At 71.4% G+C, this 25,554-nt stretch carries 23 protein-coding genes; 15 read left to right on the top strand and 8 right to left on the bottom strand.

Translation table 11 applies throughout. The features are described 5' to 3' along the window. The first annotated feature begins 71 nt into the window (after nt 1-71). Both infB and rbfA read left to right on the top strand, forming a co-directional pair. Complete coding sequence (gene infB, locus BJ984_RS14095) at nt 72-2,951, top strand: translation initiation factor IF-2 (RefSeq protein WP_179548540.1); 2,880 nt, start codon at nt 72-74, stop codon at nt 2,949-2,951. Nucleotides 2,952-3,068: 117 nt separating this feature from the next. Continuing rightward, entirely contained in the window at nt 3,069-3,503 is a 435-nt protein-coding gene (gene rbfA / locus BJ984_RS14090) for a 30S ribosome-binding factor RbfA (protein ID WP_179548539.1), read from the top strand. Nucleotides 3,504-3,656: 153 nt separating this feature from the next. Here the strand turns inward: rbfA and BJ984_RS14085 are convergent, their stop codons facing one another. From BJ984_RS14085 to BJ984_RS14075, 3 genes are all read right to left on the bottom strand, one after another. Then, nucleotides 3,657-5,078, bottom strand: a complete 1,422-nt coding sequence (locus BJ984_RS14085) for an HNH endonuclease signature motif containing protein (RefSeq protein WP_179548538.1) — start codon at nt 5,076-5,078, stop codon at nt 3,657-3,659. A gap of 165 nt (nt 5,079-5,243) precedes the next feature. Continuing rightward, nucleotides 5,244-6,122, bottom strand: coding sequence for an A/G-specific adenine glycosylase (locus tag BJ984_RS14080; protein WP_179548537.1), 879 nt, complete (start codon nt 6,120-6,122; stop codon nt 5,244-5,246). 34 nt (nt 6,123-6,156) lie between these two features. After that, entirely contained in the window at nt 6,157-6,771 is a 615-nt protein-coding gene (locus BJ984_RS14075) for a nucleoside/nucleotide kinase family protein (protein WP_179548536.1), read from the bottom strand. Between the two features lie 56 nt (nt 6,772-6,827). Here BJ984_RS14075 and truB point away from each other — a divergent pair, with 56 nt between their 5' ends. From truB to BJ984_RS14025, 10 genes are all read left to right on the top strand, one after another. Continuing rightward, the gene (gene truB / locus BJ984_RS14070; RefSeq protein WP_271206552.1) at nt 6,828-7,871 is read left to right on the top strand and encodes a tRNA pseudouridine(55) synthase TruB; all 1,044 of its coding nucleotides are present in this window, start codon (nt 6,828-6,830) and stop codon (nt 7,869-7,871) included. Further along, entirely contained in the window at nt 7,868-8,236 is a 369-nt protein-coding gene (locus BJ984_RS14065) for a hypothetical protein (RefSeq protein WP_179548534.1), read from the top strand. Before truB ends, BJ984_RS14065 begins: the two co-directional genes overlap by 4 nt. A 25-nt stretch (nt 8,237-8,261) precedes the next feature. Next, nucleotides 8,262-8,675 carry a hypothetical protein gene (locus BJ984_RS14060; protein ID WP_179548533.1) on the top strand — a complete coding sequence of 138 codons (414 nt, stop codon included), beginning with the start codon at nt 8,262-8,264 and terminating at the stop codon, nt 8,673-8,675. Continuing rightward, entirely contained in the window at nt 8,672-9,610 is a 939-nt protein-coding gene (locus BJ984_RS14055; RefSeq protein WP_179548532.1) for a bifunctional riboflavin kinase/FAD synthetase, read from the top strand. Before BJ984_RS14060 ends, BJ984_RS14055 begins: the two co-directional genes overlap by 4 nt. Further along, entirely contained in the window at nt 9,597-10,868 is a 1,272-nt protein-coding gene (locus BJ984_RS14050) for an MFS transporter (RefSeq protein ID WP_179548531.1), read from the top strand. The genes BJ984_RS14055 and BJ984_RS14050 overlap by 14 nt, the downstream gene beginning before the upstream one ends. A 124-nt stretch (nt 10,869-10,992) precedes the next feature. After that, nucleotides 10,993-12,015: a deoxyribose-phosphate aldolase gene (gene deoC / locus BJ984_RS14045; protein WP_271206553.1), complete on the top strand. Its 1,023-nt coding sequence runs from the start codon at nt 10,993-10,995 to the stop codon at nt 12,013-12,015. A 9-nt stretch (nt 12,016-12,024) separates the two neighbouring features. Next, the gene (locus BJ984_RS14040) at nt 12,025-13,467 is read left to right on the top strand and encodes an aldehyde dehydrogenase family protein (RefSeq protein ID WP_173181181.1); all 1,443 of its coding nucleotides are present in this window, start codon (nt 12,025-12,027) and stop codon (nt 13,465-13,467) included. Further along, nucleotides 13,464-14,327 (top strand): aldehyde dehydrogenase family protein, encoded by an 864-nt coding sequence (locus BJ984_RS14035; protein ID WP_179548529.1) that lies wholly within the window; start codon nt 13,464-13,466, stop codon nt 14,325-14,327. Before BJ984_RS14040 ends, BJ984_RS14035 begins: the two co-directional genes overlap by 4 nt. An 89-nt stretch (nt 14,328-14,416) precedes the next feature. Further along, the gene (locus BJ984_RS14030; RefSeq protein WP_179548528.1) at nt 14,417-15,952 is read left to right on the top strand and encodes an SDR family oxidoreductase; all 1,536 of its coding nucleotides are present in this window, start codon (nt 14,417-14,419) and stop codon (nt 15,950-15,952) included. Between the two features lie 30 nt (nt 15,953-15,982). Continuing rightward, nucleotides 15,983-16,594: a GDSL-type esterase/lipase family protein gene (locus tag BJ984_RS14025; protein WP_179548527.1), complete on the top strand. Its 612-nt coding sequence runs from the start codon at nt 15,983-15,985 to the stop codon at nt 16,592-16,594. Nucleotides 16,595-16,618: 24 nt separating this feature from the next. Here BJ984_RS14025 and BJ984_RS14020 read toward each other — a convergent pair whose 3' ends face one another. Genes BJ984_RS14020 through BJ984_RS14005 form a run of 4 tightly spaced genes read right to left on the bottom strand, consistent with a single transcriptional unit; the run spans nt 16,619 to nt 20,414 of the window. Beyond that, the gene (locus BJ984_RS14020) at nt 16,619-17,965 is read right to left on the bottom strand and encodes a M20/M25/M40 family metallo-hydrolase (protein ID WP_179548526.1); all 1,347 of its coding nucleotides are present in this window, start codon (nt 17,963-17,965) and stop codon (nt 16,619-16,621) included. Beyond that, complete coding sequence (locus BJ984_RS14015) at nt 17,962-19,041, bottom strand: carbohydrate kinase family protein (RefSeq protein WP_179548525.1); 1,080 nt, start codon at nt 19,039-19,041, stop codon at nt 17,962-17,964. Before BJ984_RS14015 ends, BJ984_RS14020 begins: the two co-directional genes overlap by 4 nt. A gap of 3 nt (nt 19,042-19,044) precedes the next feature. Beyond that, the gene (locus BJ984_RS14010; RefSeq protein WP_179548524.1) at nt 19,045-20,004 is read right to left on the bottom strand and encodes a pseudouridine-5'-phosphate glycosidase; all 960 of its coding nucleotides are present in this window, start codon (nt 20,002-20,004) and stop codon (nt 19,045-19,047) included. Beyond that, a complete protein-coding gene (locus BJ984_RS14005) occupies nt 20,004-20,414 on the bottom strand; it encodes a hypothetical protein (protein WP_179548523.1) in 411 nt (136 codons plus the stop codon). The genes BJ984_RS14010 and BJ984_RS14005 overlap by 1 nt, the downstream gene beginning before the upstream one ends. A 39-nt stretch (nt 20,415-20,453) precedes the next feature. Here BJ984_RS14005 and BJ984_RS14000 point away from each other — a divergent pair, with 39 nt between their 5' ends. The 3 genes from BJ984_RS14000 to BJ984_RS13990 all read left to right on the top strand — a co-directional run bounded on the left by BJ984_RS14000 (nt 20,454) and on the right by BJ984_RS13990 (nt 23,367). Continuing rightward, nucleotides 20,454-20,792: a DUF6804 family protein gene (locus BJ984_RS14000; RefSeq protein WP_179548522.1), complete on the top strand. Its 339-nt coding sequence runs from the start codon at nt 20,454-20,456 to the stop codon at nt 20,790-20,792. A 99-nt stretch (nt 20,793-20,891) separates the two neighbouring features. Then, the gene (locus BJ984_RS13995; RefSeq protein ID WP_179548521.1) at nt 20,892-23,006 is read left to right on the top strand and encodes a DEAD/DEAH box helicase; all 2,115 of its coding nucleotides are present in this window, start codon (nt 20,892-20,894) and stop codon (nt 23,004-23,006) included. Between the two features lie 37 nt (nt 23,007-23,043). Beyond that, on the top strand, nt 23,044-23,367 hold the full coding sequence (locus tag BJ984_RS13990; RefSeq protein ID WP_179548520.1) for a YciI family protein: 324 nt from the start codon (nt 23,044-23,046) through the stop codon (nt 23,365-23,367). A gap of 37 nt (nt 23,368-23,404) precedes the next feature. Here the strand turns inward: BJ984_RS13990 and BJ984_RS13985 are convergent, their stop codons facing one another. After that, entirely contained in the window at nt 23,405-25,522 is a 2,118-nt protein-coding gene (locus tag BJ984_RS13985; RefSeq protein ID WP_179548519.1) for a S9 family peptidase, read from the bottom strand. Between the last annotated feature and the right edge of the window lie 32 nt (nt 25,523-25,554).

Raw genomic sequence — 25,554 nt, 5'->3', positions numbered from 1 at the left:
CGGCTCGAAATGAGACCCGTCCGCTACTAACGGCCTGCCCTGTCTGGGTGGGCCATCCAGACAGGAGAATTGTGGCTGCAAAACCACGTGTACATGAAGTCGCCGCCGAGCTCGGTGTCGACAGCAAGGTCGCCCTTGCGACGCTCAAGGAGATGGGTCAGTTCGTCAAGGGCCCCTCGTCGAGCATCGAGCCTCCCGTGGCTCGTCGCCTCAAAGAGGCACTGATCAAGGCCGGCGCCGGCGCCGCTTCCGGCGGCTCGTCCGCTCCGGCTGCCGGTTCGTCCTCGGCTGCACCGAAGTCGTCGTCGTCCGGGCCCCGCCCCGGTGGCGCTCGTCCCGGCGCTCCGGCTCCCGGCCCCTCGGCCGGCCGCAGCTCGACGCCGGCACCCGCCGCGCCCGCTGCTCCGGCCGCACCTGCTTCGGCCGCCGCACCTGCTTCGGCTCCGGCCGAGCGCGCCGCCGCTGCCGCTCCGGCGACTCCGGCCGCCGCTGCCCCGGCTGCGCCCTCCGCGGCCGCTCCGGCACCGAAGTCCTCGACCGACGCCCCCACGGCGTCCGGCTCGGCGACTCCTGCGGCTCCGGCCGCCCCCGCTGCCTCCGGTGACTCCGCTGCGCCCCGCCCCGGTGGACCGCGTCCCGGCATCCCGCGCCCCGGCAACAACCCGTTCGCCAGCCAGCAGGGCATGCAGCGTCCCGGCGCACCGCGCCCGGGCAACAACCCCTTCGCCAGCCAGCAGGGCATGGGTCGCAGCGGTTCGGGTGGTGGCGCCGGTGGCGCCATCCCGCGTCCCGGTGCTCCTCGTCCGAGCGCTCCGCGTCCCGGTTCGCCCCGTCCGGGTGCTCCTCGCCCCACGGGCTTCCAGCGCCCCGGCACCGGTGCGGGCTTCCGCCCCGGCGCTCCCCAGGGTGGCGGCGCTCGTCCGGCTCCCGGCTCGCCCGGGTTCCGTCCCGGTGGCGCCCCCGGTGGCTTCGCGCCGCGTCCGGGTGCCGGCGGTCGTGGCCGTGGCCCCGGTGGTGGAACCGCCGGTGCGTTCGGTCGCGGTGGCGGCAAGAGCAAGGCCCGCAAGTCCAAGCGGACGAAGAGGGCCGAGTTCGAGCTGCGCGAAGCCCCGTCGCTGGGTGGCGTCAGCGTCCCCCGCGGAGACGGCAACACCGTCGTCCGCCTGCGTCGTGGTGCCTCGATCACCGACTTCGCCGACAAGATCGACGCGAGCCCGGGCAACCTGGTGACCGTGCTGTTCCACCTCGGTGAGATGGCGACGGCGACCGAGTCGCTCGACGAGGCCACCTTCCAGGTGCTCGGTGAAGAGCTCGGCTACAAGATCATGATCGTGTCGCCGGAGGAGGAGGACCGCGAGCTTCTCGAGGGCTTCGACATCGACCTCGACCAGGAGCTGGAAGACGAGACCGACGAAGACCTGGAGATCCGTCCCCCGGTCGTCACCGTCATGGGTCACGTCGACCACGGTAAGACGCGACTGCTCGACGCCATCCGCAACGCGAACGTCGTGGCGGGCGAGGCCGGTGGCATCACCCAGCACATCGGTGCGTACCAGGTGGTCACCGAGCACGAGGGCATCGAGCGTCCGATCACCTTCATCGACACCCCCGGTCACGAGGCGTTCACCGCCATGCGTGCTCGTGGTGCCCAGGTCACCGACATCGCGATCCTCGTGGTGGCGGCTGACGACGGCATCATGCCGCAGACGATCGAGGCGCTGAACCACGCCCAGGCGGCCAACGTGCCGATCGTGGTCGCGGTCAACAAGATCGACAAGCCCGACGCCAACCCGGCCAAGGTGCGCCAGCAGCTGACCGAGTACAACCTGGTCGCCGAGGAGTACGGCGGAGACGTCATGTTCGTCGACGTGTCGGCGCGCAACGACATCGGTATCCAGGACCTGCTCGACGCAGTGCTCCTCACCGCCGACGCCGGTCTCGACCTGCGGGCCAACCCGAACAAGGATGCGCGTGGCGTGGCGATCGAAGCCAAGCTCGACAAGGGCCGTGGTGCGGTCGCGACCGTGCTCATCCAGTCCGGAACCCTCCGGGTCGGCGACGCGATCGTGGCGGGAACGGCCTACGGCCGCGTCCGTGCGATGGTCGACGAGAACGGCGAGACCGTCACCGAGGCGACCCCGTCGCGTCCGGTGCAGGTCCAGGGCCTCTCCAGTGTTCCGCGAGCCGGTGACACCTTCCTCGTCACCGAGGAGGACCGCACGGCCCGTCAGATCGCTGAGAAGCGTGAAGCCGCCGAGCGCAACGCCTCGCTGGCCAAGGCCCGCAAGCGCATCTCGCTCGAGGACTTCACCCGTGCACTCGAAGAGGGCAAGGTCGAAGCGCTCAACCTCATCATCAAGGGTGACGTCTCCGGTGCGGTCGAGGCACTCGAGGAGTCGCTGCTCAAGATCGAGGTCGACGACAGCGTTCAGCTGCGCATCATCCACCGCGGTGTGGGTGCGGTCACCGAGAGCGACGTCAACCTCGCCACGGTCGACAACGCCATCATCATCGGCTTCAACGTGCGTCCCGACACGAAGGCGCGCGAGCGCGCCGCTCGCGAGGGTGTGGACATCCGGTTCTACTCGGTCATCTACAACGCGCTCGACGACATCGAGTCGTCGCTGAAGGGCATGCTGAAGCCGGAGTTCGAAGAGGTGCAGTCGGGTGTCGCGGAGATCCGCGAGATCTTCCGCTCCTCGAAGTTCGGCAACATCGCCGGTGTCATCGTGCGGTCGGGAACGATCACGCGAAACGCCAAGGCGCGTGTCATCCGCGAGGGTGTCGTGGTCGGGGACAACCTGGCCATCGAGTCGCTGCGTCGATTCAAGGACGACGTCACCGAGGTTCGTACGGACTTCGAGGCCGGTATCGGTCTCGGCAAGTTCAACGACATCCAGATCGGCGACGAGATCGAGACGATCGAGATGAAGGAGAAGCCGCGCGTCTAGCCTCGGCTGGAGCAGCGTGAGCTGACGGAGGAGTGGTGCGGCATGTTCGCATCACTCCTCCTCCCATATACAGAGATCCCGTATTCAGAGGTCTACGATTCAGAGAGAGGGATGATCATGGCCGATCCGGCTCGTGCCGCCAAGATGGCGGACCGCATCAAGGTCATCGTGGCGAAGCGCCTCGAGAAGGGCATCAAAGACCCGCGGCTCGGGTTCGTCACCATCACGGATGTGCGGGTGACGGGTGACCTGCAGCACGCGTCGATCTTCTACACGGTCTACGGCGACGACCAGGAGCGGGCCGATTCGGCCGCGGCTCTGAAGTCGGCGACCGGCATGCTGCGCAGCGAGGTCGGCAAGAACATCACGGCTCGCCTGACTCCGTCGCTGGAGTTCATCGCGGATGCGCTGCCGGAGAACGCGAAGGTGCTCGACGATCTGCTCGCTCAGGCGCGCGCTCGTGACGCCGAGGTCGAGGGCCTGGCGAAGAAGGCGCAGTACGCCGGCGACGAGGACCCCTACGTGAAGCCGAAGGTGATCGAGGAGGACTAGCTCCTCCGGCGCACCCGGTGCGAATGGCCCTGCCTCGGAAGAGGTGGGGCCGTTCGTGGTTTCAGGCGCGACGACGCGCTGGGGTGCAGCGGGGCGCCGAGGTGCAGCGGGGCGCTGGGGAAGACCGCGGGCTGGCGTGGTCTGGCGGGGGTGTCAGTGTGGGGGTGGGTCGGGGGCTTCCGCCGTGAGGGAGTGGAGTTCGGGGGTCGTCGTGTAGGTGGCGCCGCGGGGGCTCGTCCAGTGGAGCGTGCGGGTGCCGTCGCGGGAGGGGGTGACGTGCCAGCCGCCCTCGTGCTTGAGGTGGTGGTGGCGGGAGCAGAGGTGCGCGAGGTTGTCGGGGGTGGTGCGGCCGCCCTCGCTCCAGGCGTGGGTGTGATCGAGTTCGCAGCGGTCGGCTCGGCGGCCGCAGCCCGGGAAGCGGCAGGTCTCGTCGAGCAGGGTGAGCACGGTGCGCACCACCGGGGAGGCGCTGTAACGGTGTTCGGCATTCTGTGCGTCCGGGCCGGCGGAGGGGTGCGTGGGGGAGACGGAGTGGAGGGTGGGGGCGATGTTCGTCGCTCCGCCCGCCCCGTCGGACCCGGTGCTCCGGCGGCGGTGCCGCGTGACGATCGTGGTGGCGGCGCCGCCGGTGCTGCTTGCGCTGCAGCTTCCGGTGCTGCGGGCGGTGGTGGGCGCCGCGGCATGGAGAAGGGTGGGAGCCAGGCTCGCCAGGCGGCGGGCGGTGTGAGGGTCGATGGGGCCGTAGCCGTGGAGGGAGGCGGGGGAGCCGTCGAGGGTCGAGGCCGCGATGGTGACGAGCACCGTGGGGATCAGCGACGGGCGGTCGCCGCGGGCGAGGACGAGGTCGGTGAGGGCGTCGCAACGGCGCTGGGCGTGGGTGCGGCCGTCGTCGTCGGAGCGGGCGGCTCGGGCCACGCGATCGATCAGGTCGTCGATCGCGAGGGCGTCGACCGCGGGGAGGTGATAAAGGATCGTCGCCATGCCGTCACACTCGGGCGTGACCGCTACGTGCCGCTCCTCGAGGGCGGCGCGGGTGCGCGTGGCGATCGACTCGGGGTGCAGGCGCTCCCGCAGGCGGCGGGCGCGGTCGTCGAAGCGGTGGGCGGGGAGCGACTCGGCGTGGGGGAGCACCTCGCGCTCGAAGGAGGCCCGAGCATCCACGGGAATCGTGAGGGCGTGGGCCACCAGCGACTTGGCGTGGGCGTACGAGATGGCACCCGACGAAAGCCGCGCGAGGGTCAGTGAGAGCTCGGTCACGAGGTGCTCGGCATCGTCGATCAGGCGGGCGGTCGTGCGTTCGCTGCGCTTGGTCGCGCAGGCCACTTCGACGACAAGGCGGCGGTGGGCCCACTCCCGGCCGGCGGCAGTTGCCGCGCTGCCGTCGGCGCGCGACATCTGCTCGGCCAGCTCGGCCACCCGGGCAAGGTAGCGCACGCGGAGCGCCTCGGCGGCGGCGATCTGAGCATCGGCGGCCCGAACATCCTGAATCGCCGCATCGAACTGAGCACCCAGCGAGTCGACGCGCGGGGCGTCGAATGCGGGAGCCTCGGTGAAGGCGATGGACGAACTGTTCATGAGGTTAATTCAATCAGAGACCACCGACATTGGACTTTGTGACCGGGCCATGATGCCGAGGGCAAGCACGGAGTGCGCGGCAGCAGCTGGGGAACTGCCGCGCGCTTCGCGCTTGCCGACGATGGGCATGGGTCGCCTCAAGAAAGACGAGAGCGACCCTGAGAGCTAAGGAAGAGCGTAGACGTCGTCGGAATCAGTGATCAGGAGGCCGTCGGCCAGGAGGCCGGAGAGGGCTCGACCGAGGCGCGCGGAGTCGGGAAGGGCATCACTCAGAGCGGCATGGGGAACAGGGTCGGGGGAGGCCCTGAGCACGCCGAGCACGATGCCCCGCGCCTGGCGGTCCGAGCCCTCGTACTTCTTCTGCACGGGTCGCCGAGCGACGGAGGACTCCGGGTACCCCGCCGCTCGCCACGCGCAGAGGCCGGCCACGGGGCACTCGTCGCAGCGCGGGGCGCGCGCCGTGCAGACCAGGGCGCCGAGCTCCATCATCCCGGCGTTGAAGCGGGCCGCAGACGAGTCTGACTCCGGCAGCAGCGCCGTCATCGCCGGCAGGTCGCGGCGGGCATTGGGCGCAGCGGCATCCGGCGCACCCTCGATGGCCCGCGCGATCACCCGGCGGATGTTCGTGTCGACCACCGGGTGCCGGTCACCGTACGCGAACACCGCGACCGCCCGCGCCGTGTAGTCGCCGACCCCGGGCAGGGACAGCAGCGACGGCACGTCTCGCGGCACCACCCCGCCGAAGCGGGTCGTGATCGCCACCGCGCACGCGTGCAGGTTCAGCGCGCGTCGCGGATACCCGAGCGACTGCCACGCCCGCACCGCGTCACCGGCAGGAGCGGCCGCCAGAGCCGCAGGCGTCGGCCACCGCGTAAGCCACTCCTCCAGCCGCGGGATCACCCGCACCACCGGCGTCTGCTGCAGCATGAACTCGCTGACGAGTGTGCCCCAGGCCGTGAATCCCGGCCGGCGCCAGGGCAGGTCCCGCGCCGCGGTCGCGAACCACGAGACCACCGCCGTCGAGAAGGGGGTGGGGTCAGGCATCCTGACAGCCTAGATCGAGCGGAAGCCCGGGGCGTCAGCAGCTGTCGGCGAAACTGCGACGCGGATGCTCGGGCGAACTCACATCGATGATGGCGCTCGCCCCGAACCGCGGCCCGGCCTCGGCCTGGTAGAGCGCATCCGCCCCGAGAACCTCGGGCGGCAGATCGGCGTTCCGGCCCTCGAGGTAGGCGGTGAAGTTCAGCTGCCCACGCAGACCCGGGCGCTGCAGGAAGGGTCCGTCGAGCACCAGCACTGCATCGGCCGGAGCCGTCAGCCAGCGCGCCTCGGCCGGCACGTCGCGCGCGGCGTCGAAGGCGGTGGTCTGGAAGCCCGTGCTGCCGGCCATGCGGAACGGCTCGATCAGCACACGCTTCAGCGTGTCGACGTCGTAGCGATCGAGGTAGTAGCCCTCGGGGGAGTCCTGGCCCAGGCGGAGGCGCTCCGAGCGGGGCCGCTGGAAGTCGTCGAGCGAGGCCCGCACCGCGTCGACGCCGGCACGCTCGAAGGCCGCGGCGAGCTCGTCGGCGAAGCCGCGGGTGTGCTCGACGCCGTCCACCCCCACGATCACCCGTCCGAGGCGGTAGTTGTGACGGATCTCGGCCGCGAGCGTGTCCGCGTAGACGCTGGCCGGGGTAGCGGGTTCAACCATGCTCCGAGCCTACGCTCGCGCACCTGTTAGCGTGTCAGCGTGAGAAAGTGCCAGGCGTGAAGAGTCCGACGAGCACGGCCAGCGGCATCCTCCTGGTCGACAAGCCGGCCGGCCGCACCAGCCACGACGTCGTCGGGCGCACCCGGCGCCTCGCGCAGACGCGCAAGGTGGGCCACGCCGGCACCCTCGACCCGATGGCCACCGGGCTGCTGATCCTCGGCCTGAACAGCTCCACGAGGCTCCTCACCTACCTGGTGGGGCTCGACAAGGAGTACCTCGCCACCATCCGCCTCGGCGCCTCGACCACCACCGACGACCGCGAGGGCGAGCTCGTCGAGCGCGCACCCGCCGGAGCCGTGCAGGGCCTCGACGACGAGCGGGTCGACCGCGCCCTCGACGCCCAGCGCGGCACGATCGAGCAGGTTCCGAGCTCGGTCAGCGCCATCAAGGTCGACGGCCAGCGCGCCTACGCCCGGGTGCGCGCGGGGGAGGACGTGGTGCTGAAGAGCCGCACGGTGACCGTGTCCGAGCTCGAGGTGCTCGGCAGTGGGCGCCGAGGGGTCGACGACGACGGGCATCCGGTGCTCGACGTCGACGTGCGCGTGGTCTGCTCCTCGGGCACCTACATCCGCGCGATCGCCCGCGATCTGGGCGCCGCTCTCGGCGTCGGCGGTCATCTCACCAACCTCCGGCGCACCCGCGTCGGCCCCTTCTCGGTGACGGATGCTCCGACCCTCGACGCCCTCGACGCCCTCGTCGAGACGGGCGAACCGCTCCCGCTCCGCGCACCGGCCGATGTGGCCCGCTCCCTGTTCCCCGTGCTCGACGTGGACGGCCCTGCCGCCGCCGCCCTCGGCCACGGGCAGCGCATCCCCGTGGGTGACGACGTGCCCTCGGGCCCGGTCGCCGCCGTCACCGCCGAGGGCCGGCTCGTCGGCCTCGTCGAACGCGCGGGGGCCTCGGCCAAGAGCATCGTGAACTTCCCGCCGGACGAGTACGCACCCACGCCCGATATCGCAGCCAGCCCCGATGCTACAGCCAGCCCCGATATCGCAGCCAGCCCCGACGTCGCAGCCAGCCCGACCGAGGAGACCCCGTGATCGAGTGGTTCACGATCGTGCAGGTGGCCGTGGCCGTGCTGGCGGGCATCCTGTGCGTGGTTCTCGGCCTCGCCGGACGGAAGCCCACCGACTTGACGATGGGCGCCACCGCACTGGTCGAGGTGCTGCTGATCGTGCAGCTCGTGGTCGCCATCGCCGCCCCCGCCTTCGGCAACACGCCCTCCGGCGACCCCCTGGAGTTCTGGGTGTACCTCGTCTCGGCGGTGCTCCTGCCCGTCGCCGGCGGCTTCTGGGCGCTGGTCGAGCGCAGTCGCTGGAGCACGGTCATCCTCGGCGCGGTCTGCCTCGCCGTGGCGGTGATGGTCTACCGCATGAACGTGATCTGGTTCGTGCAGGGAAGCTGACCGGGTGCCATAAACTTCTAGAGCCATGGCTCACGACACCCTCGCTCCGACCCCGCCCCGCACCCGAGCCCGCGGCATCGGCCGGGTGCTCATCGCGGTCTACGCCATCCTGGCCCTCGGGGCCACGGGCCGCTCGGTCGTCGAGATCATCGGCAAGTTCGACCAGGCCCCGTTCGCCTACACGCTCTCCGCCGTGGCGGCCGTGGTGTACATCGTCGCCACCGTCGCGCTGATCGCCCCGGGCCGGGCCTGGTACCGCATCGCCTGGATCACCATCACCTTCGAGCTGATCGGCGTGCTCACCGTCGGCACCCTGAGCCTGTTCCTGCCCGAGCTGTTCGCGAAGGCCTCGGTCTGGTCGTGGTACGGCGCCGGGTACCTGTTCATCCCGCTCGTGCTGCCGGTGCTCGGCATGCTGTGGCTGCGGCGCACCCGGTGAGGGCCTACCGCTCGCTGGCCGAGGTGCCCGAAGGATTCGGTCCGGCCGCCGTCACGATCGGCAAGTTCGACGGCGTGCACGCCGGCCACCGCGCCGTGATCGCCGAGCTGATCGACGTGGCCGGCAGCCGCGGCCTGACGAGCGTCGTGATCACCTTCGACCGCCATCCGCTCGCCCAGCTCGACCCGTCCCTCCGGCCCGAGGCGCTGCTCGGCAACGCGCAGCGACTCGAGCTGCTCGAGGAGACGGGCGTCGACGTCACGATCTTCCTGCCCTTCGACGAGGCCCTCGCCTCGATGACCCCGCGCGAGTTCGTCGAGACGGTGCTCGCCGGCGTCTGTCGCACCGAGGTCGTCATGGTGGGGGAGGACTTCCGTTTCGGCGCCAAGGGTCGCGGCACCATCGACACCCTGCGCGAGCTCGGCGGCGAGTTCGGCTTCGACGTCGACCTGATCCCCGACGTGCGGCCCGCCGAGGAGCGCAAGGTCTCCTCGACCTGGATCCGTGAGCTCCTCGCCGAGGGCGACGTCGAGCGCGCCTCCGAGCTGCTCGGCCGCCCGCCCACCGTGCGCGGCATGGTGGTGCACGGCGCGAAGCGCGGGCGCGAGCTCGGCTTCCCGACCGCCAACCTCTCACCCGAGTCCGAAGGGCTCATCCCCGCCGACGGCGTCTACGCCGGCTGGTTGACGGATGCGGGGCGGCGCTACCCCGCGGCGATCTCCGTCGGCAACAACCCGACTTTCGACGGCGTGCCGCAGAAGCAGGTCGAGGCGTACGTGCTCGACGAGGACCTCGACCTCTACGACCACGTGGTCGACGTGTCGTTCGTCGCGCGCATCCGCGGGCAGGTCAAGTTCACGGGCATCGACCCGCTGATCGCCCAGATGGACGACGACGTGCTGAACGCCCGGCGCCTGCTCGATGACGCCCGCTGACCGGGGCGGCACCGGGGTTCGGCCGCTCTGGCAGGGCCGCACCGTCGCGCTGCTCGCCGTGGTGCTCGTCGGGCTGAACCTCCGCACCGCCGTCGCCGCGCTGTCGCCGATCTACGACCGCATCGGCGAGGACTTCGCGATCGGCGCGATCGGCATCGGCTTCCTCGGCACGCTGCCGCCCGTGAGTTTCGCCGTGGTGGGCCTGTTCGCCCCCGCGCTGCACCGGCGGTTCGGCGTGGAGCGGGTGATGGTGGTGGCGATCGTCGCCATCCTGCTCGGGCATCTGGTGCGGGCATCCTCGGGCTCGTACCTGGTGCTCGTGCTCGCGAGCGCCGTGACCTTCGCGGGCATGGGCGTGGCGAACGTGCTGCTGCCTCCGCTCGTCAAGACGTACTTCCCCGACCGCATCGGGCTGCTGACCGCGCTGTACGCGACCATCATGGCGATGGGCGCGACCCTGCCGCCGCTGGTCGCCGTGCCGGTCGCCGACGCCAGCAGCTGGCGGGTCTCGGTGGGCATGTGGGCCGTGTTCGCGGTGCTGGCGCTGGTGCCGCTGGTGACACTGCTGGCGAGACGGATGCGCGATCGGCGCGATGCCGCGGACGGCGCCGCCCCGGCCGATGCCGAGGGCCTGCCCGGGCCCGTCGACGTGCCCATCGAGCGCCGCAAGGGCTTCGGCCGCGTTCTCCGTTCGCCGGTCGCCTGGTCGCTGATGCTCGTCTTCGCCCTCACCTCGGTGAACGCCTACGCCATGTTCGCCTGGCTGCCGAGCATCCTGACCGACGTCGCCGGAGCCTCGGAGGCCGAGGCCGGCGCGCTGCTCTCGCTGTTCTCGGTGATGGGGCTGCCCGCCGCCCTGCTCGTGCCGATCCTCGCGACGAGGATGAGGACGGTCGGCCCGCTGATCGCCGCCGGTGTCGTGTTCTACATCGTGGGCTACGGCGGCCTGCTGCTCGCCCCGGGCGGGCCGCTCTGGCTCTGGGTCGCGTTCATCGGGCTCGGGCCACTGCTGTTCCCGCTCTCGCTCGTGCTGATCAACCTGCGCACGCGCACGCACGAGGGATCGGTGGCGCTGAGCTCGTTCGTGCAGTCGATCGGCTACGGCATCGGCGCGCTCGGTCCGCTCGTGGTCGGCGTGCTGCACGACAGCACCGGCGGCTGGACGGTTCCGCTGCTGTTCCTGGTCGGCACCGCCCTGGCGCTGACCGTCAGCGGTATCGTGGTGGCCCGGCCGCGTATGCTCGAGGACGAGTGGTAGCAGGGCGGGTCGCAAGCGCGGTGATTCGCCGCGCATCCGCTGGTCATGCAGGGCCGCGTGAGAGAATCGACGGATGCGGTGCGACCGGACGGGTCGTGGCCGCGAAGGATTGGGAAGTGACCTCGTGACGATAGAAAGAGCGGTCAGCCCCGCGCAGCGCGCCGTGGAGGTGCTCGGCGGTGACCTGACCGAAGCCACCCTCAAGCGGTACCTCGACGGCCTCCCCGGCGTCGACACCGTCGGACTCGAGCAGCGCGCCGCCTCGCTGGGCACGCGCTCGATCAAGACCACCTCGAAGGCCTGGGCCCTCGACCGCATCATCGAGCTGATCGACCTCACCACGCTCGAGGGCGCCGACACCCCCGGCAAGGTGCGCTCGCTCGTGGCCAAGGCCCTGGTTCCGGATGCGGGGGACAGCTCGACCCCGCGGGTCGCCGCCGTCTGCGTCTACGGCGACATGGTGCCGTACGCCGTCGAGGCGCTGGGCGACGCCCACGCCGCCGGCCGCGTCACCGAGCCGGGCGACGGGCTGATCAACGTCGCCGCCGTCGCCACCGCCTTCCCCTCGGGTCGCGCCTCGCTGCCGGTGAAGCTGGCCGACACCGCCGACGCGGTGGCCGCGGGCGCCGACGAGATCGACATGGTGATCGACCGCGGTGCCTTCCTCTCCGGCCGCTACGGTCAGGTCTTCGACGAGATCGTCGCCGTGAAGGAGGCCTGCCGCCGGGCCGACGGCTCGTTCGCGCACCTCAAGGTGATCCTCGAGACCGGGGAGCTGAACACCTACGACAACGTGCGCCGGGCATCCTGGCTCGCCATCCTCGCGGGCGGCGACTTCATCAAGACCTCGACCGGCAAGGTCGCCCCGGCCGCCACGCTGCCCGTCACCCTGCTGATGCTCGAGGCCGTACGCGACTGGAACCGCCTCACCGGCGAGAAGATCGGCGTCAAGCCGGCCGGCGGCATCCGCTCGTCGAAGGACGCCATCAAGTACCTCGTCACCGTCGCCGAGACGGTGGGCGAGGAGTGGCTCCAGCCGCACCTGTTCCGTTTCGGGGCCTCGAGCCTCCTCAACGACGTGCTGCTGCAGCGGCAGAAGCTCAGTTCGGGCCACTACTCCGGCGCCGACTACGTCACGATCGACTAGGACCACACGATGTCATTCCTCGAATACGCCCCGGCCCCCGAGTCGACGGCGATCCTCGACCTCAAGCCCGAGTACGGCCTGTTCATCGACGGCGAGTTCACCCCCGCCGCCGGCGAGTCGTTCCTGACGATCTCGCCCGCCACCGAGAAGCCCATCGCGCGAATCGCCAACGGCACCGAGGCCGACGTCGACCGCGCCGTGGCCGCCGCGCGGAAGGCCTACGAGAAGACCTGGTCGCGCATGTCGGGCCGCGACCGCGGCAAGTACCTGTTCCGCATCGCGCGCCTCGTTCAGGAGCGCGCCCGCGAGCTCGCCGTGGCTGAGTCGCTCGACAACGGCAAGCCGATCAAGGAGAGCCGCGACGTCGACGTGCCCCTCGTCGCCGCCTGGTTCTTCTACTACGCCGGCTGGGCCGACAAGCTCGAGTACGCCGGCGTCGGCGCGAACCCGCGCTCGCTCGGCGTCGCCGCTCAGGTCATCCCGTGGAACTTCCCGCTGCTCATGCTGGCGTGGAAGATCGCGCCCGCCCTGGCCGCCGGCAACACCGTCGTGCTGAAGCCCGCCGAGACCACGTCGCTCACGGCGCTGCTCTTCGCCGAGATCCTGCAGCAGGCCGACCTCCCGGCCGGCGTCGTCAACATCGTCACCGGTGCGGGTGAAACGGGCCGCGCGCTCGTCAACCACCCCGACGTGAACAAGGTGGCCTTCACCGGCTCCACCGCCGTCGGCCGCGAGATCGCGCGCTCCACCGCGGGCACCGGCAAGAAGCTCACCCTCGAGCTCGGCGGCAAGGCGGCGAACATCGTCTTCGACGACGCGCCGATCGACCAGGCCATCGAGGGCATCGTCAACGGCATCTTCTTCAACCAGGGCCACGTCTGCTGCGCGGGTTCGCGGCTGCTGGTGCAGGAGTCGATCCACGACGAGGTCGTCGAACGCCTGAAGTCGCGCCTCGAGACCCTGCGCGTCGGCGACCCCCTCGACAAGAACACCGACGTGGGCGCCATCAACAGCGCCGAGCAGCTGGCGCGCATCCGCGAGCTGAGCGAGATCGGCGAGGCCGAGGGCGCCGAGCGCTGGAGCCCGGCGTGCGAGCTGCCCGAGAACGGCTTCTGGTTCGCCCCCACGATCTTCACCAACGTGTCGACCAGCCACCGCATCGCCCGCGAGGAGATCTTCGGCCCGGTGCTGTCGGTGCTGAGCTTCCGCACCCCGGCCGAGGCGATCGCCAAGGCCAACAACACGCCCTACGGCCTCTCGGCCGGTATCTGGAGCGAGAAGGGCAGCCGCATCCTGGCCGTGGCCGACAAGCTGCGCGCCGGCGTGATCTGGGCCAACACCTTCAACCGCTTCGACCCCGCGTCGCCCTTCGGCGGCTACAAGGAGTCAGGCTACGGCCGCGAAGGCGGCCGCCACGGTCTCGCCGCATACCTGAAGGAAGGCGCCCGATGAGCAGCCACGTCACCGTTCCCAAGACCTACAAGCTCTACGTCAACGGCGCCTTCCCGCGCAGCGAGTCGGGCCGCGTGTACGAGGTCGTCGACTCCAAGGGCCGCTTCCTCGCCAACGCCGCGCAGGCCTCGCGAAAGGATGCGCGTGACGCCGTCGTGGCCGCACGCGCCGCCGTCGGCGGCTGGTCGGGCGCCACCGCCTACAACCGCGGCCAGGTGCTCTACCGCGTGGCCGAGGTGCTCGAGGGACGCCGCGCCCAGTTCGAGGACGAGATCGTCAAGCAGGAGGGCGTGTCGGCCTCCGCCGCCCGTTCGCAGGTCGACGAGGCGATCGACCGCTGGGTCTGGTACGCCGGCTGGGCCGACAAGTACGCGCAGGTGGCGGGCAACGCGAACCCGGTCTCCGGCCCGTACTTCAACCTCTCCGTGCCCGAGCCCACCGGTGTCGTCGCGGTCGTGGCGCCACAGGACTCGGCCCTGCTCGGTCTCGTCAGCGCGGTCGCGCCCGCGCTCGTCGCCGGCAACACCGTCGTGGTGGTGGCCAGCGAGGCGCATCCGCTCTCGGCGATCACCCTCGGCGAGGTGCTCGCCACGAGCGACCTGCCGAAGGGCGTGGTGAACGTGCTGACCGGCTCTCCCGCCGAGCTGGCGCCGTGGCTCGCGAGCCATGCCGACGTGAACGCGCTCGACCTCGTGGGCGCCTCGGCGCTGGAGTGGATCGACCTCGAGATCGCCGCGGCCGAGACGCTGAAGCGCGTGCTGCCGCCCGAGGAGGGGCCGGACGCCGCCGCGCCGAGCCTCGCCCGCATCGGGGCGTTCACCGAGATCAAGACGGTGTGGCACACGAAGGCGCTGATCTAGTGCTGCACCGACCGGCGCTGCGCTGACCGTTCACCCCGAGGGCGACGCCTCCCGCCCGCCGTGTCCGTGCGAGGGCTAGCGTAGGCAGCATGACCTCCCCACGCTTGGCCCTCGTCACGGGCGCGACCGGCTACATCGGGGGGCGTCTGGTTCCCCGCCTGCTCGACGCGGGCTTCGACGTGCGCGTGCTCGTGCGCACGCCCGAGAAGCTGCGCGACGTGCCCTGGGCGGGCTCGGTCGACATCGTGAAGGGCGACCTCGGTGACGCCGAGTCGCTGCGCACAGCGGTGAAGGGCGTCGACGTCTTCTACTACCTCGTGCACTCCATGGGCGGCACGGGCGACTTCGAGAAGGCCGAGGAGGCCTCGGCGAAGAACGTGGCCGCCGCGGTCGCCGACGCCGGCGTCACGCGCGTCGTGTACCTCGGCGGTCTCCATCCCGAGGGCGGGGAGCTGTCGCCGCACCTGCGGTCGCGGGTCGCGGTCGGGCGCATCCTGCTCGACTCGGGCGTGCCGACCGCCGCCCTGCAGGCGGGTGTCGTCATCGGCTCCGGCTCGACCTCGTTCGAGATGATCCGGCACCTCACCGACGTCCTGCCGTACATGCCGGCACCGAAGTGGGTGCGCAACCACATCCAGCCGATCGCCGTGCGCGACGTGCTCTACTACCTCGTCAGGGCCGCCGATCTGCCGTCCGAGGTGAACCGCACCTTCGACATCGGCGGGCCCGACGTGCTGCGCTACGGGCAGATGATGAACGGCTACGCGCTCGAGGCGGGGCTCGCCCAGCGGCCGATCGCCGCGCTGCCCGTGCTGACGCCGTGGCTCGCCTCGCAGTGGGTGAATCTCGTCACGCCCATCCCGCGCGCGCTGGCCATCCCGATCATCGCGTCGCTGCAGTTCGACTGCGTCACGCACGAGCACGACATCCGCGGCTACATCGACGACCCCGAGGGCGGGCTCACCCCGTACCGCCGGGCCGTGCGGCTCGCGCTCGGCAAGATGAAGGCCGGTGAGGTCGAGACCAGCTGGCAGGACGCCTTCGTGCCCGGTGCCGTGAGCGACCCGCTGCCGAGCGACCCCGACTGGGCCGGCCACACCGTGTACCTCGATGTGAAGCAGCGCCGCACGCCGGCCCCCGCCGACGAGCTCTGGCGCGTGATCGAGGGCATCGGCGGGGAGAACGGCTGGTACTCCTTCCCGATCGCCTGGGCCGTGCGCGGGTGGATGGACAAGGTCGTCGGCGGCGTGGGCCTCCGTCGTGGCCGTCGCAGCCAGACCGAGCTGCACACGGGCGACGCGCTCGACTTCTGGCGCGTGGAGCAGATCGACCGCGGGTCGTTCCTGCGGCTCCGCGCCGAGATGAAGGTGCCGGGTGGTGCGTGGCTCGAGATGCGCGCCACGCCCTCCGACGACGGCGGCTCCATCTACGACCAGCGCGCCATCTTCTTCCCGCGTGGGCTCGGCGGCCGGCTGTACTGGTTCGCGATCCTGCCTTTCCACGGCGTGATCTTCAACGGCATGGCCAACCGCATCACCGAGACCGCGCTGCTCGCGGCCCGGAAGGACGCCGCGATGGCCGGTTCGACGAAGCCCGCCGGAGCGGGGATCGTCGCCCCCGGCTAAAATGGGGATCTACTTCACCTGGAGGTGCGGATGTCCGGAAAGCCCAAGACCGTCTTCGTCGGAGACAGCCTGATCGAAGGCGGCCGCTGGCAGGAGTGGTTCCCCGAGCTCGAGGCCGTGAACCTCGGCGTCGGCGGAGACACCACCGAGGGTCTGATCGCCCGGCTCGACGAGGTGGCCGCCGAAGACCCCGACACGGTCGTGCTCCTGATCGGCACGAACGACGTGGCGAACCGCCGCGGCATCGAGCAGGTCGTGCGCGGCATCGAGACCGCGCTCGCCAACATCCGGGCCGCGCTGCCCGACGCGCGCATCCTCGTGCAGTCGGTGCTGCCGCGCGGCGCCGAGTACGCCGAGTTCGTCAAGGAGATCAACCGGCACGTGTGGCAGTTCGCCGCCACCGTGCGCGCGCACTACCTCGACCTCTGGCCCGTCATGGCCGTCGAGTCGGGCGAGCTCAACCCGGCCTTCACCGAAGACCGGCTGCATCTGAACGAAGAGGGCTACAAGGCGTGGCTCTCCGAGCTCGAGCCGGCCCTGGAGCGGGTGCACGACCTTCCGCCGTCGAGCCGGCCCATCCGGCTGCCCGAGCTGCACGCGCAGATGGCCGCCGAGCAGGCGAAGCGGGCCGAGCAGCAGTAGTCACGGTGCGGGTGAAAGCCCGCGCTAGAGCCGCTTCACAAGGCGCTCGAAGAAGCGGATGCCCGTGAACCACGTGTCCACGTGCATCCGCTCGTTCTTGGCGTGCAGTGTGGCACGCTCCTCGGACGACATCTCGAAGGGGCTGAAGCGGTACACCGAGCGGCTGAGCGGGGAGAACCACCGCGAGTCGGTCGCTCCGGTCTGAACGTAGGGGGTGACGACGGTGCCCGGGTAGCTCGCGACGATCGTCTCGGCGAGCAGCTCCCAGTCGGGCCCGCCCATGCGGGAGACCCGGGCGGGGCCGTTCTCCATCGTGGTGTCGACGCGCACGAGCGGGTCGGCGATCGCGCGCTCCAGGTGGCGCCTTGCCTCATCGACCGTCGAGCCGACGGCGATGCGCACGTTGACGACGGCCTGCGCTCGCTCGGCCAGCGCGTTCGCGGCCGGTGATCCGGAGAGCTGCGTCACGGCCATCGTCGTGCGCACCATCGCTGCGGTCTCGTCGCTGAGCCGCGCGAAGACGGGCACGATCAGCGGGCGGAAGAGCCCGACCCGGGTGAAGACCGTGCGCAACGGGTTCGCCGCGTGGGCACCGATGGTGGCGATCATGCGGGCCGTCACCGGGTTCAGGCTCGCGGGGAACGGGTGCTTCTGCAGGCGCGTGATGGCCCGGGCCAGGCGGTTTGTGGCCGTGTCGGCCGGGGGAGTCGAGGCGTGGCCGCCCGGCTGCTCGACCGTGAAGGTGAAGTTCGTGGTGCCCTTCTCGCTCACGCCGACCACGGCGACCGGCACCGCGACCGTCGGGAAGGCGCGCTCGATCACCGCGCCGCCCTCGTCGAGCACGAGACCGAGCTCCACCCCGCGCTCGTGCAGCAGGCGGGAGGCCGCTTCGGCGCCGGTGCCCGCCGTCTCCTCGTCGTGGCCGAACAGCAGGTAGACGTCGTTCTCCGGCGTGACGCCCGAGGCGAGCGAGCGCTCGACGGCTTCGAGGACGGCGACCACCGAGCCCTTGTCGTCGAGTGTTCCGCGCCCCCAGAGCACGCGGTCGGCGCCGTCGCCCGTGACCTCCGCGGCGAAGGGCGGATGCTCCCAGCCCTCGTCGGTGGCGACCACCACGTCGTAGTGGCCCATCAGCACGGCGGCGCGGCCGCGGGTGCGACCGGGCCAGCGGAAGAGGAAGGTGCGGTCGCGCATCCGCTCGAGCTCGAGGCGCTCGTGCACCAGGGGGTAGAGCTCGCTCAGGGCGTCGGCGAAGGCGTCGAACGCGGCCTCGTCGCGCTCGGCCGGCGGCAGGGACACCGTGGGGATGCGGAGGAGGGTGCGGAGGCGCTCGAGGGCGGCCTCGTCGCCGGGCTGGGCGGCGCCGCTCATGCCCGCACCCGTTCGGGCTGCTCGGCGATCGGTGGGCGGGCGCCGAGGCGCTGGATCGCGATGGCCGCGCAGCGCACGCCCTCGCGGGCCGCCCGCTCGAGCCTGGCCTCGTCGATCGCCTCGGCGACCACGGGTCCTCCCGTGAGCAACGCGTGCACGAAGCCGGCGCTGAAGGCGTCTCCCGCGCCGGTGGTGTCGACCGGGTCGACCAGCAGGGCCGGTACGCGCACGACGAGCGGATGCCCGTGCGCCCGCCTGACCGCGGCGAGCACCCCGCCCCGCCCCATCGTCAGCGCCACCACCGGGGCGTGCGCGAGCAGCGCGGTCGCCACCTCCGCCGGATCGACGGCTGAACTGCCCGGAGCCGCCGGATCGGCGGACGCGATCAGCGCGCGCCCTTCGTCGAGGTTCGGCAGCAGCACCGTGGCGCCCCGGGAGGCGTCGAGCACTGTGGCGGCGCCGTGGTCGGCGATGAAGCCGGCCGAGCCAGGGTTCACCGAGATGGTCATGCCGGCCGCGGTGGCGTCGGCGATCAGGGCGGCGCAGGCGCGCACCGCGCTCAGGCGGGCCGCGCCGGGCACGTCGTTGAAGAGCGAGTAGCCGGTGAGGTGCAGATGGGCCCCCGGCGCGAGCAGGGAGCGGTCGACGTCGGCCGGGCCGGTCAGCACGTTGGCGCCGCGTTCCGTGAGCATGGTGCGGGTGCGGTCGGGCTGCAGCACCACGACGATGGTGCCCGTCGGGCGCTCGACGTCGGCCAGGAGGTGGGCCGCCACGCCGGCCTCGGCCAGCTCGGAGGTGTGCCGGTCGACGTCGGCCGTGCCGACCCGGCCGAAGAAATGGGCCTCGGCTCCGAGGTGACCGAACCAGGCGGCCGCGTTCGCCGCCGATCCGCCCGAGCGCCGCTCGATCGTGGCCGCGGTGTCGGTGTCGGGCCGGATGTCGCCGGCCGGGGTGACGATGACGTCGTCGAAGACGTCGCCGAAGGCGATCACCCGCGGGGCGGCCGGGAGCGGGGTCACCCGCGGGGCGGCCAGGGGCGCGACCACCCGCGGCACGGGCATCCGCGGGTCGGTCACGGGCTAGGCCGCAGCGCTGTTCAGTGCGCTCCAGGAGAGCGCGATGCCGCCGGCGAGCCGCACGTTGTTGCGCGCGATGTCGAGGTTCACCTCGAGGCTGCGGCCGCCCGACTCCTCGACGATGAAGCCGAGCAGGAACGGTGTGACCGCCTTGCCCGAGACCCCGGCGGCGTCGGCCGCGGCGAAGGCGGTCGCGAGCACGCGGTCGTGCTCCGCCGGGTCCCACTGCAGCTCGGCCGGCAGCGGGTTGGCCACGACGATGCCCTGGCCGTGGCCGAGCAGGTCCTGTCCGCGCATGACCCGGGCGATCTCGTCGGTGTCCTCGACCGACCAGTCGATCGTGTAGCCGGAGGTGCTGAGCCAGAAGCTCGGGAAGTCGGTGGTGCGGTAGCCGACCACGGGAACGCTGAGGGTCTCGAGGCGCTCGAGCGTGGCGGGGATGTCGAGCACCGACTTGACGCCCGCCGAGACGACGGTGACACCCGAGAGCGCCAGCGCCGAGAGGTCGGCCGACTCGTCGAAGGTGTCGGAGGCGCCGCGGTGCACACCGCCGAGGCCGCCCGTGGCGAAGACGCGCACCCCGGCGCGGCCGGCGAGGTAGGCGGTGGCCGCGACGGTGGTCGCACCGCTCGCGCCCTTGGCCGAGAGGATCGGCAGGTCGCGCACGCTCGCCTTGGTCATGTCCTCCTCGGCGATGCGCCGCACGCCCTCGTCGTCGAGGCCGATGCGGGGGATGCCGTCGAGCACCGCGATGGTGGCGGGCGTGACGCCGGCGTCACGGAGGATCGCCTCGAACTCCCGGGCCGCCTCGAGGTTGCGGGGGCGGGGGAGACCGTGCGAGATGATCGTCGACTCGAGCGCCACGACCGGGCGCCCGGCCGCGAGGGCCTCGGCGACCTCGTCGGAGACGCGGAAGGCCTCGGTCTGTGCCGGTGCCTCGGTCTGGTGGTTCGTCGCCGCCATCAGTGGAGCCGCGCCTTGAGCGCCACCACGGGGTCGGCGGCGTTCAGGATGCCCGGCCCGAAGCGGAGCATCGTCACCGTGTGCGACACGGGGCCGGCGCCGCTGCCCGAGCCGGCCGAGAGCCGCACCGCGACCGTCGCGCGCTCCCAGGTGAGGATGGCCTCCTGCGCCAGCTGCACGGTCAGCCCGAGCGGCTGCGTGTTGCCCGAGCGCACGTCGGGAAGCGAGTAGCCGCCGAGCCCGGCGAGCGTGGAATAGACCTCCGACACGTCCTTCTGGGGAAGCGGCACGGCGCCCTGCCCGGCGAAGACGGTGACGAACAGCCGTGCGGCGAGCTCCTCGGGATCAGCTGTCCAGAGCCCCTCTGGGCCTGCGAAAAGGGGGGTCGAAGCACCCGACGTGAATGACATGGGTTCACCCTACCGAGCGCCGCGTAGGATTGGCGAGACATGAGCGCGCGACAGACCACCCCCGACTTCACCCGTCCCGCACTCGCCCCCGGGCTCCTCGGCGCGATCGCCCTGGTGGCCTTCCTGGCCGTCATCGGCGACGACGGCTGGTTCACCGTGGCCCGCTTCGTGATCGCCATCCTGGCGCTCATCATGCTCGTCTTCGCGGTGCAGGCGAAGCAGTGGTGGTGGCTCCCGCCGCTCGCCGCCATCGCCGTGCTGTGGAACCCGGTGCTGCCGATCGTCCTGCCGCTCGTGGGCTGGCAGATCGCCCACGGCGTCGGCGCGATCGTGTTCGTCGCCAGTGGACTGCTGATCAAGGTGCATCGCGTAGACTGAGCACGCCACGGGTTTTCCCGCTCCTCGCGCCGACCGCGATTTTATCGCCTTGCTCGACCGCCCAGGCCCCGTGCACTCCGCCTCACTCCCAGGAGAACGATGTCAAGGTCCGGCAACCGCCGTACGCGCACCGCAGACAACACCGGTCTGATCCCGATCCTCGCCCGCAAGGTGCGCGAGGTCGAAGCCGCCGCCCAGCGCGGCAAGGTCGCCCCCGCCAACCGCACGAAGTTCCTCGTGGTCGCCCTGCTCATGCGCGAGGAGCGCGCGAGCATCAAGACCGACACGACGATCACCGACGCCGAGCGGGCCGAGCAGCTGAAGCGCCTCGACGGCATCGCATCGATCCTCGCGCGCACCGCCGCCCGCGACACCTCGCTCATCGCGCTGCTCGAGAACGACACCCCGCTCTCACCCGCCGCCCGGAGCCTCCGCCGCGAGTACCTGGAGGACGCTGGCTACGAGGTGCCCGACGACGAGCCCGAGACGCCGGCCCCCACCGCCACCGTCGTGCCACCCGAGCTCGCCGAGCGCCAGGTCGTGCCCGTGTCGGTCAAGTCGCGTCAGCTCGCGAACCCCTTCATGGCCCCCGACCTCACGCCCGCCAAGCCGCACGGCGTCGGCCGGCTCTCGAACTGGGAGCTGCTCGGCCCGCTCTACCGCGCCTTCGAGTACGGTGCCGGCGGCAGGGCCGCCAGCATGGAGCTGCCCGAGGCCCCCACCATCGACCGTCTCTCGCCCCCCGGCCACGAGCTGATGGTGCACCAGTCCCGCTTCCTGCAGAGCGTGCAGGCGGGGCACCGCACCTTCCTGCTCGCCGACGAGCCCGGTCTCGGCAAGACGGCGCAGTCGCTGCTGGCCGCATCCGTCGCCGACGCCTACCCGCTGCTGGCCGTCGTGCCGAACGTGGTGAAGATGAATTGGGCTCGCGAGGTCGAGCTCTGGACCCCGCACCGCCGTGCCACCGTCGTGCAGGGCGACGGCGAGACGCTCGACGCCTTCGCCGACGTCGTGGTCGTGAACTACGAGGTGCTCGACCGGCACCTGTCCTGGCTCGGCAGCATGGGCTTCCGCGGCATGGTCGTCGACGAGGCGCACTTCATCAAGAACATGACCTCGCTGCGCTCGCGCAACGTGCTGGCACTGGCCGACCGCATCCGGCACACCGCCCCGCGCGGCAACCCGCTGATGATGGCGCTCACCGGAACGCCGCTGATCAACGACGTCGACGACTTCCGTGCGATCTGGCAGTTCCTCGGCTGGATCGACGGCGACAAGCCGGGCCCCGAGCTGATGGAGCACCTCGAAGAAATCGGCCTCACCCCGGCCGACGCGGGCTTCTTCGCCGAGGCGCGCGAGGCCGTCATCGACATGGGCATCGTGCGCCGACGCAAGATCGACGTGGCCGCCGACCTGCCCGCCAAGCGCATCGTCGACCTCCCCGTGGAGCTCGACGACGACTTCGGCCGCTCCATCCGCGAGGCCGAGCGCGAGCTCGGTGCCCGCCTGGTCACCCGCTACCGCCGCCTGGTGGCGGCCCGGGCCAACGCTCGCGGCGACGAGGTCGACGAGCTGCCCGACGACGACCTGATGCGCCTCGTCGCGCGGCAGGAGCTCGAGGACACGCAGGCCAACGAAGACGGCCTGAACGTCTTCACGATGGTGCGCCGCATCGGCACGGCGAAGGCCGGCCTCGCCGCCGACTACACCGCGCAGCTCGCCCGCTCAGTGGGCAAGGTGGTCTTCTTCGCCAAGCACATCGACGTGATGAACGCCGCCGAGGAGCTCTTCGCCAAGCGGGAGCTGAAGACGGTGTCGATCCGCGGCGACCAGTCGGCCGCCCTCCGTCAGCGCGAGATCGACGCCTTCAACAACGACCCCGAGGTGGCCGTGGCCGTCTGCTCGCTCACCGCGGCGGGCGTCGGCCTCAACCTGCAGGCCGCGTCGAACGTGGTGCTCGCGGAGCTGTCCTGGACCGCTGCCGAGCAGACCCAGGCCATCGACCGCGTGCACCGCATCGGCCAGGCCGAGCCGGTCACCGCGTGGCGGATCGTGGCCGCGCAGACGATCGACACCCGCATCGCCGAGCTGATCGACTCGAAGCAGGGGCTCGCCGCCCGTGCGCTCGACGGCTCCGACCAGGCGATCGGCTCGACCGACAGCGTGCAGCTCGACGCCCTCGTCGGCCTGCTGCGCTCGGCGCTCGAGGACTGATCTTCCCCTCGACCGCTCGCATGTGTACGGTGTTCACATGCGATTCATGATGTTCGTGATGGGCGACGAGACGCCCGATGCCGAGCCCGACGAGAGCGACGTCGACGTCTGGGTCGACGAGCTCGAGAGCGCCGGGCAGCGGGTGATGGGCGACATCCTCGACCCGGGCACCGCCCGTGGGGTGCGGGTGCGCGCGGGTGAGACGATCGTCACCGAGGGCCCGCTCATCGGTGTCACCGACGCGATCTGGGGCTTCGACCTGCTCGAGGCCCGCGACCTCGACGAGGCGACGGCGCTGGCCGCCCGGCATCCGATGGCCAGGAACGGCCGCCTCGAGCTGCGGCCGTTCCCGGAAGGCTGACGCGAGCGGCCGGCCCGGTTCGCCCGGGCGGCCGCCGCTACGCGCGACCGAGCACGTCGAGCATCCACGCGTACTCGTACGAGACCTCGCGCCACCGCTCGTACCGGCCCGAGACGCCGCCGTGCCCGGCCGACATCTCGGTCTTGAGCAGCACGGGCGCACCGACGTCGCGCAGCCGCGCCGTCCACTTCCCGGGCTCGACGTAGAGCACGCGGGTGTCGTTCAAGCTCGTCACGGCCAGGATGCGCGGGTACTCCTGCTCGGTCACGTTCTCGTACGGCGAGTACGACTTCATGTACGCGTAGACCTCGGGGTCGTGCAGCGGGTCGCCCCACTCGTCCCACTCGATCACGGTCAGGGGGAGCGAGGGGTCGAGGATCGACGTCAGCGCGTCCACGAACGGCACCTGCGCCAGGATGCCCGCGAACAGCTGCGGCGCCAGGTTCGCCACCGCACCCATCAGCAGGCCGCCGGCGCTTCCGCCCTGCGCCACGAGCGTCGACGGGGCGGTGAAGCCGAGCTCGATCATCCGCTCGGCCGCGCTGACGAAGTCGGTGAAGGTGTTCTTCTTCGTCAGCGTCTTGCCGTCCTCGTACCAGTGCCGGCCGAGCTCGCCGCCGCCGCGCACGTGCGCGATGGCGAAGGCCACGCCGCGGTCGAGCAGCGAGAGGCGGGCGACTGAGAACGACGGGTCGATCGAGGACTCGTAGGAGCCGTAGCCGTAGAGCACCAGCGGCGCCGGAGAATCGGTGCCGAGCACGCCGCGCCGGGCCACCAGCGAGATCGGCACCCGGGTGCCGTCGGCGGCCGTCGCCCATTCGCGGCGCTGCTCGTAGAACGAGGGGTCGTAGCCGCCGAGCACCGCCTGCTGCTTCAGCAGCGTCGAGGTGCCGGTGGCGATGTCGTGGTCGAACACCGACGAGGGGGTGACGAATGAGGTGTAGCCGAAGCGGATGGTCGGCTGCTCCCACTCGGGGTTGCCCGAGGTGCCCACCGAGAACAGCGGCTCGTCGAACTCGAGCTCGGTGAAGGCGGCGCCCGCGAGGCTCGTCGTGCCGGCGTCGAGGGGCAGCAGCGCGATGCGGGTGAGGCCGTCGCGCCGGTAGTCGATCGTCAGGTGGCCGGCGAAGGCGTCGACGTCCTCCAGGCGCACGGCCTCGTCGTGGGCGATCACGGTCTCCCACGACGAGCGGTCGAGCGGCTGCGCCAGGTCGACGGCCACGAGCTCGAAGTTCAGCGCCTGGTCGTTGTGGAGCACCAGCAGCCGGTCCCGACCGCCGACGATCGCGTGCTCGACGGCGTATTCGACACCCTCGCGCCGGGGCCAGACGACCTGGAACCCGGCTTCGGGATGCTCGGTGTCGAGCAGCAGCACCTCGCTGGTGATCTTCGAGCCGACCGCGATCTCGAGGTAGCGGCGGCTGCGGGTGAGGCCCACGCCGACCCAGAAGCGCTCGTCGGGCTCGGTGAAGACGACCTGGTCGTCGGTGCCGCTCGTGCCGACGACGTGCTGCCAGATGGTGTCGGGGCGCCAGGCGTCATCGACCGTGGGGTAGTAGACGCTCGCGCCGTCGCCGGCGAAGACGGCGCCCGGGAAGGTGTCGGCGACCTCGTCGGGCAGGTCCTCGCCGAGCTCGAGGTCGCGGATGCGCAGCGTGTAGCGCTCGTCGCCGACGACGTCGACCGCGTAGGCGAGCATCCGCCCGTCGGGGGAGACGTCGAAGGAGCCGAGCGAGTAGAACTCGTGGCCCGCGGCCTGCTCGTTGTCGTCGAGCACGACCTGCTCGCCGTCGATCGGCACGCCCGGCTCGATCGACGGGGGAGTCCAGTCGTCGGGGCCGGCGATCGGCGCGCGGCAGTGCACGCCGTACTGCGAACCCTCGGCGGTGCGGGTGTAGTACCAGTGGCCGCCGTCGCGCACGGGCACCGAGAGATCGGTCTCCCGGGTGCGGCCCTTGATCTCGTCGAAGATCTCCTGACGGAGCCCGGCGAGGTGCGCCGTGGCCTCCTCGGTGAACGCGTTCTCGGCCTCGAGGTAGGCGAGCACCTCGGGATCCTCCTTGTCGCGCAGCCACTCGTAGGGGTCGGAGACGGTGTCGCCGTGGTGCACACGATCGAACGGGACCTTGCGGGCGCGGGGAGGGAGCGATGCCATGACTCCAGCGTAGATCGCCCGTGAACATGAAC

It is taken from the genome of Herbiconiux flava (assembly GCF_013409865.1).
Lineage (GTDB): Bacteria > Actinomycetota > Actinomycetes > Actinomycetales > Microbacteriaceae > Herbiconiux > Herbiconiux flava.
The sequence above is the reverse complement of the archived record's forward strand: the minus strand, read 5'-3'. Positions and strand labels throughout refer to the sequence as shown.